At 77.2% G+C, this 12,470-nt stretch carries 7 protein-coding genes; 3 read left to right on the plus strand and 4 right to left on the minus strand.

From position 1 onward, the window contains the following. Positions 1 to 134: 134 nt before the first annotated feature. Positions 135 to 1,817, minus strand: coding sequence for a type VII secretion protein EccB (locus ACZ5GH_RS12815; protein WP_387760283.1), 1,683 nt, complete (start codon positions 1,815 to 1,817; stop codon positions 135 to 137). Between the two features lie 186 nt (positions 1,818 to 2,003). On the opposite strand from ACZ5GH_RS12815, the gene eccE reads away from it, so the two are divergent. From eccE to ACZ5GH_RS12830, 3 genes are all read left to right on the plus strand, one after another. Then, positions 2,004 to 3,419: a type VII secretion protein EccE gene (gene eccE / locus ACZ5GH_RS12820; RefSeq protein WP_464334306.1), complete on the plus strand. Its 1,416-nt coding sequence runs from the start codon at positions 2,004 to 2,006 to the stop codon at positions 3,417 to 3,419. Beyond that, complete coding sequence (locus tag ACZ5GH_RS12825) at positions 3,419 to 4,186, plus strand: hypothetical protein (RefSeq protein ID WP_401118605.1); 768 nt, start codon at positions 3,419 to 3,421, stop codon at positions 4,184 to 4,186. The genes eccE and ACZ5GH_RS12825 overlap by 1 nt, the downstream gene beginning before the upstream one ends. A gap of 230 nt (positions 4,187 to 4,416) precedes the next feature. Beyond that, a complete protein-coding gene (locus tag ACZ5GH_RS12830; protein ID WP_464336818.1) occupies positions 4,417 to 6,552 on the plus strand; it encodes a MinD/ParA family ATP-binding protein in 2,136 nt (711 codons plus the stop codon). Positions 6,553 to 6,666: 114 nt separating this feature from the next. Here the strand turns inward: ACZ5GH_RS12830 and ACZ5GH_RS12835 are convergent, their stop codons facing one another. The 3 genes from ACZ5GH_RS12835 to truB form a co-directional block, all read right to left on the minus strand. Next, positions 6,667 to 7,611 carry a bifunctional riboflavin kinase/FAD synthetase gene (locus ACZ5GH_RS12835; RefSeq protein ID WP_387760277.1) on the minus strand — a complete coding sequence of 315 codons (945 nt, stop codon included), beginning with the start codon at positions 7,609 to 7,611 and terminating at the stop codon, positions 6,667 to 6,669. Positions 7,612 to 7,676: 65 nt separating this feature from the next. Continuing rightward, positions 7,677 to 11,345, minus strand: a complete 3,669-nt coding sequence (locus tag ACZ5GH_RS12840) for a serine protease (protein WP_464334307.1) — start codon at positions 11,343 to 11,345, stop codon at positions 7,677 to 7,679. Positions 11,346 to 11,537: 192 nt separating this feature from the next. Further along, positions 11,538 to 12,467 (minus strand): tRNA pseudouridine(55) synthase TruB, encoded by a 930-nt coding sequence (truB, locus tag ACZ5GH_RS12845; protein WP_387760274.1) that lies wholly within the window; start codon positions 12,465 to 12,467, stop codon positions 11,538 to 11,540. Positions 12,468 to 12,470: the final 3 nt, after the last annotated feature.

Consider the following 12,470-nt stretch of genomic DNA (forward strand, 5'->3'; position numbering starts at 1 on the left):
GCGGGCCGGCCGCCACATCACCGGTGTGATGTCCAGCAGCACTGTAGTCGGCACACGCAGCTCGCCCAACACCGATCACCGACTAGTTACCAGACCATGACACTGGTGCCAATTCGGTTACGGCGCTTGGCCCGTCAGGCGTTCTGCGGCTGGACGGCGCTCTTCGCCGTCAACGGCGGTCCGGCCGGAACCAGGTTCGACCACTCCTTCGGGACCGGCAGCGGCTGGACGCCCTGGTAACCCAACCGGGCCTGGTTGGCGCCGGGTTCCTCCTGCTGCTGACCGGGCTCCTGGGACGCCCCGGGGGCCGGCGTCGCACCGGGCTGCGGGGCCGACGGCTTCGGGGTGCCGCTCTGGCCGGGCTGCGGCGTGGCGGCGGGCCGCCGACCGCCGTCACCGTTGGACGGGACGGAGTAGCGCAACCCGGTCTCGGTGATCAGGAAGTCGGTTCCGGAGCCGGCCGCCGAGTTGTCGAGCGAGCGGTAGAACAGTCCGTGACCGGGGGTCACGTACGCGGCCCCGGCGCCGTTGTTGTACGGCGCGGGGTACGTGGTCCCGGCCCACACGCTCCGCTTGGCCGTGGCACCGTCCTCGGCGACACCGTCGTAGGTGCTGCACACGACCATCCGCGCGTCCTGGCGGTCCTGCCAGTTGTTCACCGGCGCACCGGCCTTCAGCGGCCAGTCCGGCGCGGTGCCCTTCAGCCGGACGTCGCCGCCCCACTGGGCGTTGTCGGCCGGGTTCATCTCGTCGCTGCGCGGCTTCTTGTCCTGGTCGTACTTGTAGAGCATCTGGTACGCCGGGTTCTGCCGGATCAGCTCCGCCTGGAACGGGGTGACCAGGAAGAGCTGGTCCCTGCCGACCACGTAGTGGCGGTCCTGGTAGTGCACCAGGCGGCCGATCCGGCGGTCGGCCGGATTGCTCAGCTCCACCTTTGAGTTGGCGCCCTGGCTGTCGGCGACCCCCTCGACCTGCGGGAAGGTGATCGGGGTGGCGGTCACCAGGGTCTCCAGCCAGTCCCGCTTGACCCGCTGCGGCACCGCGTTGGGCCCGAACACCGCGGTGATCAGCGCCTTGCGCTCCTTGTCGTCCGACTGCGGGGTGCCGATCTGGTGCTTGCGGCCCTGCGCGTCGACCAGGTACACCGCCGCGGCCGCGACGGCCGGCTGACCCGGCGCCGGCGCGGCCGAGACCTGCTGCTCGTCGGCCTGCTGCACCAGCATCAGCTGGTCCGGCCCGAGCATCCGGTCCTTCGCCGCCAGCGCCGCCGCGTCCGCGCCGGCCGCCACGAACACCGCCTGGTTGACGGTCTCCTGCTTGTCGTCCGAGCCCGGGCGGTCGCACACCGCCCACTTCATCGGCTTGCTCGCGTTGTCCGTGGTCGGCAGCTTGTCCGGCGCGTACGGGATGCCGATCGTCGGCCCGTGGTTGGGGTACCGGTCGAGCACCCCGTCGTCCACCACCACGACCTTGGCGCCCGCGGGCAGCACCAGCCGCGCCGAGGACATGTTGAGCACCTGGTGCAGCCGCTTGGTCTTGTTGTCCTGGTCGAGGAGCACCACGTAACGGGTGGTCGACTGCTTGCCCTGGATGATGTTCTTGCCGTCGTCCCACTTCACCGGCGCGCTCGGCTTGAAGACCCCCCAGAGCCCGAACCCGGCCACGACCACCGCCCCGGCCAGCACACTCGGCAGCACCGCCTTCACCGGACGCGGCGCGTCCTCGTCGCTGCCGCCACCGGCGGGCAGCAGGAAGGCTCCCACCGTGCGCTTGCGGGCGAAGGTGTACGCGTTCAGCTCGTCCCGGCGCGATGCCATACCTCGTCGTCCCCCTTGTCAGACGTCGTCGGGCGTTGTCAGACCGACCGTCCCCGTGGTCACCCGCCGGGCACGAACCGGCGCGAACCCTCTACGATGCGGCAGCAGACGGTGAGTACGGTACGGGTACGGTCCGCGACACAGCCAGCCGGGCCGCGACAACGGATCAGAGAGGGCCACCGGGGGATGCCAAGCCAGACCGCTCCAGGACGCCGCCGCAGCGCGGGCGGCGGGAGGTCGCGACGGGCCGGCCGGGCTCAGCGCGGCGCGCCGACGACCGAGACCGGCACCGGGACCGCCCGGCCGGAGCCCACCGGCGGCGGGGGCGGCGAAGCCGTCCAGGTCCGGGTCAACCCCCGACCGGGGCTGCTCGGCGGGCGGCTGAAGCTCCAGCAGCTCGTCCTGGTCGAGGTCGCGGCGGCCCTGGTCGCCGTCGGCTGGACGATCAGCCGCCCGGTCGCGGCCGGATTCGGCGCGGTCGCGCTGGTGCTGCTCGTGCTCGCGCTCGTCCCGGTGCGCGGCCGCACCGTCCCGGAGCTGCTGCGGGTCCGCGCCGCCCTCAGGTCCCGCCGCAAGCAGGCCAGGACGCTGCTGCCGCCGGCCGGCACCGACCCGGCGCTGGCGCCGGCGCTGGAGCTCGAACCGGGGCTGCGCACCTGCACCCACGCCACCGAGGCCGAGTTCGGCGGCCGCCCGGTCCGCCGGGAGACCGGCATGGTCGGCGACGGCACCTTCCTCAGCTCGGTGCTGCTCGTCCAGGCCAAGGACCAGCCGCTGCGCCCCGTGCGCACCGCGCTGCCGCTGCCGCTGGACGTGATCTGCTCGGCGCTCACGGTGGACGACATCACCCTGGAGTCGGTGCAGCTGGTCCAGCACACCCAGCCCGCCCCGGCCCCGCACCTGCCCGAGCAGTCGCTGGCCGCCCGCGCCTACCGCGAGCTGCCGGACGGCACCTCCACCCCCGGGCTGCGGCTGACCTGGATCGCGCTCAAGCTCGACCCGGAGCGCGCCGCGACCGCCGTCCGGGCCCGCGGCGGCGGCGAGGAGGGCGCCCGCAAGGCGCTGCAGCGGGTCACCGACCAGCTGGCCGGCCGGCTCAACAGCGCCGGCTTCAACGCGACCGTGCTGGACGAGCGCGAGCTGATCGCCGCGCTGGCCATCTCCACCTGCGCCAACCCGATCGCGGTGGCCGGCCGGCAGGGCACCGGCAGCGGCGGCGGCACCACCCGCCGCACCCAGGAGGGCAACCGGTTCTGGCGGATCGACGACCGCTGGCACACCACGTACGGGATCTCCCGCTGGCCGCAGCTGAGCCGCCCCGGCGGCGCCCCCGGCCGGATCGCCGCGCCGGACCTGGTCAACCTGATCACCGGCTCCCCGGCCCTCGCCAGCACCTTCAGCCTGACCGCCGGGCGCGGCACCGGCGGCTCGGTGACGGTCAGCGGGCACCTGCGGGTGACCGGCCGCAGCGAGAGCGAGGTCGGCCAGGTCGGCCGCCAGGTGGAGACCCGGGCCCAGAGCACCGGGCTCGGCCTCGTCCGGCTCGACCTGGAGCAGGCCCCCGGCATGCTCGCCACCCTGCCGCTCGGAGGGGCTTCCTGATGGCGTACCAGACCTACCCCACCGTCGGCCCGCAGCCCGGCGCCGAGCAGCGCCGGGCCCGGCCGCGGATCCTGCCCGGCTTCGGCCTGCGCGGCCCGCGCCGGGAGAAGCACGTGCTGGAGCCGGCCGACCTCGCCGCCCTGGCCTTCCCGGTCGGCGACGACGGCGTGGTGATCGGCGTCGACCCGCAGGGGCTGCCCGCGGTGCTCGGCCTGTTCCGCCCGACCTCGTACGACCTGGTCCTCGTCGGCGGCATGTGGACGGCGCAGGTCATCGCCCTGCGGGCGGCCGCGATCGGCGCCCGGGTCGCGGTGGAGACCGCCCGCGGACAGCTGTGGGGCCCGATGGCCCAGGCGGCCGGCGGCGGGCAGCCCTGCGTGACGATCCACCAGGTCGGCCGGCTCGGGCCGCAGGGCGCCTCGGTGGCCTCGCCGGTGCTGGTGGTGCGCGACCTCGGCGCCCGCCCGCCGCGCAGCCGGCTGTCCGCCGCGCCCTGGCAGACCACCCTGACGCTGCTGCCGTACCTGGGCCCGAACGCCTCCCGGGTGCTGAACGCCGCCGACCTGGTCGGCGTGCAGCGGATCTCGCCGCAGGAGGCCGAGCTGACCGGCCGGGTGCTGTCGCTGCCGCCGGAGGACGTGGCCGCGCTGCCCACCCTCGGCGACGACCTCACCCTGTGGGCGACCCGGATGCGGCGCCAGTACGTACGGGCCGTGGCGGGGCAGGCCGAACAGCAGGTGCTCGGCGGGCCGCGCCGGATGGACTGAGCGTCGGCTCGCCGCACCGGGCGGGCCGACGGGGATCCGTAGCCGCCTTCAACGGGGGTTGCCGTAGCGCCTAGTCTTTGATGCGGCAACGGCACCGCTGAACAAGCGGCGGCGAACACGAGGGAGCCAGAGTGAGCAGCGATCGGGACGGCGTCTACGTCGGCGACAACGCGGCGGAGGACGACGACGACTGGTCGGACGCGCCTGACTACACTCCCCCGTCCTGGTACGTGCAGACCGAGCCGGCGGCTCCGGGCGCGGCCGGTGCGGCCGGTGCGGCTCCGGGCGCGGCCGCGGCTCCGGCGCAGGCCCAGCAGGCTCCGGCCCAGCAGCCCGCCGCCGGGGCCGCACCGGCGCAGCAGCAGGGCCCGGCCCAGGCTCCGGCCCCGACCGCGGCCCAGGCTCCGGTGCCCGCCCAGGGCGCGGCACCGGCGGCCGAGGCCGTGCCGGGCGCCGCCCCTGCTCCGGCGCCTGCTCCCGCGCCCGCCGCGCCGGTCCCGCCGGTGCAGGCCGAGGCGCAGCACGTCCCGTTCCCGGCGGCCTCCGCGACCCCGCCGGCCGCCGAGCAGCCGCAGGCCGGTGCCCCGGCCTGGGCGGCGCCGGAGGCCGCGGCGCAGCAGCAGCCCGGACAGCCCCAGGCCGTCCAGCCGTACCCGGCGCCGGCGCCCGCCCCGACCGCCGCGGCCGCGCAGCCCGGGCCGGCCGCCCAGGCGGTCCAGCCGGGGCAGCCGGTCCAGCCCCAGAACTTCGCGCAGCCGCCGGTGCAGCAGGCACCGCCGCAGCACCCCCAGGACCCGCAGGGCCCGTCGGCGGCCTGGGACCCGCAGGCCGCGTGGGCGGCCCAGCAGGCCCAGCAAGCCCAGGCCCAGCAAGCCCAGGCCCAACAAGCCCAGGCCCAGCAGGCCGCCGCCCCGCAGCAGACCGGCCCGGTGCCGCAGCCCGGCCCGGTGGACCCGCGCCAGGGCGGCTGGCCGCAGCCCGCCGCCTACCAGCAGCCGCCCCAGCCGCAGCCCGGCCCGCAGGCCCAGCCGCCCCAGCCGCAGCCCGGCCCGCAGGCCCAGCCGGCGCAGCCCCAGCCCGGTCCGCCGCAGCCGGGGCCAGGACAGCCGTGGCAGCAGCCGCAGTCCCCGCAGCCCAGCGCGTTCCAGCAGGCCGCCGCCCCGCAGCAGACCGCGCACGGCGCGCCGCTCGGCTACACCGCCGCCGTCGAGCTGTCCTCGGACCGGCTGCTGCGCAGCCAGCCCAAGCAGCAGCGCCAGCAGCCGCGCTTCCAGTTCGGCGGCAAGGCCGCGGCGGCCGAGAAGGCCCGCAAGCTGGAGATCATCCGCACCCCGGTGCTGAGCTGCTACCGGATCGCGGTGATCAGCCTCAAGGGCGGCGTCGGCAAGACCACGACCACCACCGCGCTCGGCGCGACCCTGGCCAGCGAGCGCCAGGACAAGGTGATCGCGATCGACGCCAACCCGGACGCCGGCACCCTGGGCCGCCGGGTCAAGCGCCAGACCGGCGCGACCATCCGCGACCTGGTGACGGCCATCCCGCACCTGCGCAGCTACATGGACATCCGTCAGTTCACCTCGCAGGACCTGAACTCGGGCCTGGAGATCCTGGCGAACGACGTCGACCCGGCGGTCTCGACCACCTTCAACGACTCGGACTACCGCCAGGTGATCGACGTGCTGGGCCGCCAGTACCCGATCATCCTGACCGACTCCGGCACCGGCCTGCTGTACAGCGCGATGCGCGGGGTGCTGGACCTGGCCGACCAGCTGATCATCGTCTCCACCCCCAGCGTGGACGGCGCCTCCAGCGCCTCGACCACCCTGGACTGGCTCTCCGCGCACGGTTACGCGGACCTGGTGCAGCGCAGCATCACGGTGGTCTCCGGGGTCCGCGAGACCAGCAAGATGATCAAGATCGAGGACATCGTCGCGCACTTCCAGACCCGCTGCCGCGGCGTGATCGTGGTGCCGTTCGACGAGAGCCTGGCGGCCGGCGCCGAGGTCAACCTCGACATGATGCGGCCCAAGGTCCGGGAGGCCTACTTCGAGCTGGCCACCCTGGTCGGCGAGGACATCGTCCGGGCCCAGCAGGCCGCCGCCCAGCAGGCCGGCTGGCAGCAGCAGGCCCAGGCGCAGCCGGGCTACCCCGGCGGCCGGCCGCAGCCGTACGCCGACCCGCAGCAGCAGTCCTACCCGCAGCAGGCCGGCCAGCCCGCCCCCGGGGCGCCGTGGGCCCCGCAGCCCGGCCAGGCCCCGCCGCCCCCGCCCGGCTACGGCTACCCCCAGCAGCCCGCTCCCGGGGCGCCCTGGCCGCAGCAGCCGGGGCCGGGCTACGGCTACCCGCCGCAGGCCCCCCAGCAGTGAGACGACGGAAGGGGCCCACCGACCTGGTGTCGGTGGGCCCCTTCCGTCGTCCCGGCGCCCGGAACCCGTCGGTCGGCCGCCGCCGGTCGGACCCGGTCGCTCAGACGCCGTCGGTCAGACCCCGTCGGTCAGCTCGCGGGCCCGCTTGACGTCGTCGGCCATCCGGTCCAGCAGCGCGTCGATGGAGTCGAACTTCTCCATCCCGCGCAGGTAGGCCAGGAAGTCCACGGCCACGTGCAGCCCGTACAGGTCCAGGCCGACCCGGTCGATGGCGTACGCCTCCACGGTGCGGGCGGTGCCGTCGAAGGTCGGGTTGGTGCCGACCGAGATCGCCGCCGGCATCCGCTCGCCGTCCGCGGTCAGCCAGCCCGCGTACACGCCGTCGGCCGGGACCGCGCTGTGCGGCACGGTCTCGACGTTGGCGGTCGGGTAGCCCAGCTCGCGGCCGCGCTGCGCGCCGCGCACCACCACGCCCTCGACCCGGTGCGGGCGGCCCAGCACCTCGTTGGCGCCGGCCATGTCCCCGGTCTCCACCAGCCGGCGGGTCAGGCTGGAGGAGAACGGCTGGCCGTCCCCGGCCGTGCCGCACACCTGGAGGTCGACGACCTCGACCTCGAAGTCGTCCGCCCGGCCCAGCTCGCCGAGCAGCGCGACGTCCCCCGCGGCCCGGTGCCCGAAGCGGAAGTTGGGGCCCTCGATGACGACCCGCGCGTGCAGCGCGTCCACCAGCACCTGCCGCACGAAGGTCTCCGGGGACTCCTTGGAGAACTCGGTGGTGAACGGCAGCACCAGCACCGCGTCCACGCCCAGCTCCGCGATCAGCTCGGCGCGGCGCGGGTGCGGCGCGAGCAGCGGCGGGTGGCTTCCCGGGCGGATGACCTCGCGCGGGTGCGGGTCGAAGGTCACCACGACCGACGGGATGCCGAGTTCGCGGGCCCGCTCGACCGCCCGCCCGATGATCAGCTGATGCCCGCGGTGCACCCCGTCGAACGAGCCGATGGTGACGACGCTGCGTCCCCAGTCACCGGGGATCTCCTCCAGGCCACGCCAGCGCTGCACCTGACCGCTCCTTGTTCCGTACGGCGCGTACCCTCTGTACGCTCAAACGCTCAAAACCCGAACCCCTATAGCGTGCCATGCGCCTGCCCCGGCTCAGGCACCGGAATGCGGGTTGAGCGCACCGAGGCCCCCGCGGGCCGCCCGGACACCGTCCGATCGGCCTCGGCGGCGGCGTACCGCGGATCCCGTCCGGCCGCCGCCAGGGCCCGCATCCGGGCCGGCCGGGAGCCGTCCGGAGCGGTCGGCGCGGCCCCGGACGGCCACCGGGCGAGCAGCCGGGCGAAGGCCGCCGACCGTCCGGCGAAGCGCACCAGCAGCTCGTCCGCGTCCGGCAGTCCCGGGGTGGCCCGGGCCAGCACCGCCCGGGCCCGGGCCGGGTTCTCGGCCGCGCAGTGCTCGGCCAGCCGCTCCACCACGGCGGTCAGCACCACCGGGTCGGCCTCGGCGGCGAGCAGGGCGTCCAGCAGCTCGCAGCGCAGCGCGTCCGCCGCCGGGTGGGCCACCGGGACGGACAGCACCTCGGCGAACGGCCGCCGGACGGCCGCGCTGCGGGTGGCCAGCGCGGCGTCGAGCAGCGCCCGCAGCTCCGTCCGGTCGGCCGGGTGGACGCCGGCGGCGCGGCCCAGCCGGCGGCCGAGGTAGTCGACGGCGACCGGACCGGCCGGCACCGGGTGGCTGCGCAGCAGCCGGGCGGCCAGCTCGGCGCCCCGCCGGACGGCCACCGGGGCGGTGGCGTCGGCGAGCACCCGCAGCGTCTCGGCGGGGGCCGCGCCGGGGGCGGCCGACCGGTCGGCGAGCGCGGCCAGGACGGCCTCCGGGTCGCTCTCCAGGGCCGGGGCGAGCGCCCGCGGGGTGAGGAAGGCGTCGCCGCCCGCCCGGAGCCGGGCGAGCGCGGCCGGCAGGTGCTCGGCCCTGGTCTCCGGATCGGCGACCAGCAGCGCCAGCGCGGCCCCGTGCAGGCCGGGCTCGTCCTCGCGGGCGAGCAGGGTCAGCGCGGTGTACCGCAGCAGCTCGGCCCCGGCACCGGAGGCGTACGGGGCGGTCCGCAGCGCGTGCACGGCGGCCGCGACGTGCCGTTCGGGCCGCCGGTCGTGGCTCCAGCGGTCCACCGCCCGGCAGAGCGCGGACGGCTCCTCGGCGGCGAGCACGGTGAGCAGCGCGTCCGCCGCCGGGTGCGCGGCGGCGGCCAGCGCGTCGGCCAACTCGTCCAGGGCGAGCCGCCGGTGGGCGTACAGCAGGTCGTGGGCGAGGCCGGCCACGGTGCGTCCGGGGCGGCCCGGCAGGCCGCGCGGGTCCTCGAACCAGGCGCAGAGCAGCGGGAAGACCGCGACGGGGTCGGCGCGCAGCCGCTCGGCCACCACGGCGAGGAAGCGCTGCCCCGGGCCGTCGGCGACCACCAGGCGGCGCAGCAGGGCGAGTTCGGCCTCGACGGGCAGGCCCAGGCCGGTCCAGAAGGCCGGGCCGAAGCGGCCGAGCCCGACCGCCGGAAGCGCCACCGCGCCCGCCGCGCCGGCCCGTTCGGCGATCCGGTCGGCCAACTGGTCGAGCAGCGCCAGGTGTTCGGCCGGGTCCGGGCTGGCGGTGAGGCCCGCGGCGAGCAGCCGGGCCGCCCACCAGGCGGGTTCGCTGCCCGGCGGGCGCAGGTCCAGGGCGCGCCGGATCCGGTGCAGCCACGGGTCCAGGGCGCCGGCGCCACAGGTCTCGGCCACCCGGCGCAGCGCGGCGGCGACCGGGCCGACCCGGTGCCGGGCGACGGCGTTCGCTCCGGCGGCCGGCTCCCCCGCCCGATGGCCGCCCGGCTCCTCGACCTCGTCGGCGGGCCGGGGCGGGGTGTCCTCGGCCTCGCCGAGCAGCTGCCGCAGCGCCGCGTCCAGGTCCAGGTGCCGGCCCTGCAGCCAGTCCGCGAACTCCCCGTGCGCGAAGCGGAATCCGGGCCCGGCCGGGACGAACAGGCCCTCGGCGAGCACCGCCGCGGCCCAGCCGCCCCCGGCCGGGAACAGCTCCTCGAAGACCGTCCGGTCCAGCCCGCCGCCCGACGGGCCGCCGAGCATCCGCCGGGCCGCCTCGTGCACCCGCCCGGCGACCGCCGCCGCGAGCCGGCGCACCCGCCGGTGCTCGGGCCCGCCCGGCCGCGCCGCGCCCCTCCGGTGGGCACCGGGCCGGCGCGGCCGGGCGTCCTCCAGTCGCTGGGCCACCCGCAGGCAGCGCAGGTCCAGGAAGGCCTCGAACAGGTCGCCCCGGCGCACCTGCCCGTCGTGCGGCCCCCCGGCCCACAGCCCCTCCACCCACAGCTCCCCGGCCAGCCGGACGGCCAGCGGGTGCCGGGCGTCCTCGGCGGCGAGCGGGCGCCCCGGGGGCAGGCCGTACCGGCGGCACACCCGCTCGGCCGCCTCGGGGGGCAACGGGCCGAGCCGGTGCCCGGCCAGGCTCGGCCCGCCCGGGCCGCGGCCGTCCATCCGCACGGTGGGCGCGCTGCTCAGGTCGCCGTCCGGGTGCGGCTCGGCCGTCCGGCGGGGGCCGGGGGCGCCGCCGCCCCAGGTCTCGGCCGCGAGCCGCTCCCAGAGCTCCTCCCCGCAGGCGGTCACCAGCCGGGCCCCGCAGCCGGTCAGCCACTGGCCGGCGCCGCGCAGCCAGCGCGCGTCCACCGGCAGCGGGGCCTCCTCGGGGCCGTCCAGGACCACCAGCAGCGGACGGCCGGCCGCCGCGCACAGCGCCGCCACCGGTCCGGCCGCGGGCGCCGGGGTGCCGAGGCCGGCCGCCGCGGCGGCCAGTGCCCGCTCCACCGGCTCGGCGAGCGAGCGGTCCCCGGCGCGCAGGTCGGCGCCGCGCAGCCAGAGGGTGGGCAGCGGCCGGGCACCGCCGTGCCGACGGACGGCCAGCGCGGCCAGTTCGGTGGTGCGCCCGCTGCCGGGGGCGCCGACCAGCACGGTGACGGTCGCGGCCGGCTCCTCCCCGGTCAGGCCGTCCGGCCGGTCCACCCGGTCGGCGGCCAGCCGGGCCACCCGGCCCGGTCCGGCGCCGGCGGCCGTCACCTGGGCGGCGGCCAGCCGCAGCACCCCGGCCAGGTCGAGCGCCGGGCCGTGGCCGGGCACCGCCGCCGCGTCGCGCGCCGGCAGCCCGACCAGCGCCTCGGCGGCCTGCGTCCCGTCCGCGGGGCCCGTTCCGGCCGCTGCGGCCCCCACGGCCACGGCCGGCAGCGCCCCGTCGTGCCAGGGCCCGCGCACGGCGGGCGCGGCCAGCGCGACCACCGCCCCGCTGCGGGCGTCCAGCACCGGCGAGCCGGCCGGCACCGTGACCCCGCCGACCACCGGCACGTCCAGCAGCAGCACCCCGCCCAGCCGGTGCCCGCCGTACGCCGCGCCGGTGACCCCGAGCAGCCCGCAGCGCAGCGCGACCACCCGCTCGTCCTCCGCGGCCAGCGCGGGCAGCAGCACCTCCGGCCCGGCCGGGACGGCGGCCAGCGGCAGCGGCGGCACCGGCAGCCCGCCGGCCGCCCCGGTGCGCAGCAGCGCGAGCCCGTGCCCGGGCAGCGGCAGCACGGCGTCCGGGCCGAGCACCGTGCTCTGCCCGCCGGGGGTGTGCAGGACGATCCGGTCCAGCCCGGCGACGCTCTCGTGGGCCGTCAGCACGGCCCCCTGCGGGTCGGCGACGAAGCCCAGGCCGTGCAGCTGCCCGTCGAGGCCGCGGATCCGCAGCAGGTACCGCCCCGGATCGCCCTCCGGAAACCCCGGCATCTCGCGCCCCTTCGGCCGTCGCTCGCCCGCCGCCGGGAACCTGCCCGTCGAGGCGGCGCCCCGACCGCGCCCGCGCCGCTCACCACGGGCGTTCACTCCGCGCGCTCCCTCGCACGGGTGAAACGCTTCCGGGAACGGCGGAGCCCCCGTCGGGATGACTCCCGACGGGGGCTCCGGACAGCTGCGGGGCCGTCAGCCGACGAAGACCGCGACCGGCTTCGCCTGCCCGCCCTTCTCCTCGACCAGCGCGAGGAAGCGCCCGTCCGGCCCGAACACCGCGATCGGCCCGTCCACGCCCATCCCGGGCGCCTTCAGCCGTGAGCCGTGCGACAGCTTCTGCGCCGAGGCCTCGTCCAGGTCCCAGCGCGGGAAGGCGGCCGCCGCGGCCTGCCCGATCGGCAGCACCTGCAGCCCCTCCGGGGACTCGCCGGTGACCGCGGCCTCCAGCTGCTCCAGGGTGTGCGCCGACTCCACCCCGTACGGCCCGACCTTGGTGCGGCGCAGCGCGGTCAGGTGCCCGCCGACGCCCAGTGAGGCGCCCAGGTCCCGGGCCAGCGCCCGGATGTAGGTGCCGGAGGAGCACTCGACGGTGACGTCCAGGTCGAGCACCGGCGTGCCGTCCTCGGCGACCGCCGCGCGCTGCCCGTGCACGGTGAAGGAGTGGATCGTGGTCGGCCGGGCGGCGAGCTCGAACTCCTCGCCCTCGCGCACCCGCGCGTACGAGCGCTTGCCGTCGATCTTGATCGCGCTGACCTTGGACGGCACCTGCATGATCTCGCCGGTGAGCGCCGCGATCCCGGCGTCGACGGCCTCCCGGGTGACGGCGTCGGCCGGGGCCGAGGAGGTGACCTCGCCCTCGCGGTCGTCGGTGACGGTGGTCTGGCCGAGCCGGATGGTCGCCTCGTAGGTCTTGGCGGTGAGCATCAGGTGGCCGAGCAGCCGGGTGGCCCGCTCGACGCCGATCACCAGCACGCCGGTGGCCATCGGGTCCAGGGTGCCGGCGTGCCCGACCTTCCGGGTCCCGGCCAGCCACCGCAGCTTGGCGACGACCCCGTGCGAGGTGATGCCCTCGGGCTTGTCGACGATCACCAGGCCGTCCGGGCCGGTGCCTTTGCGCTTCATCGG

This window comes from Kitasatospora sp. Xyl93 (genome assembly GCF_055383135.1).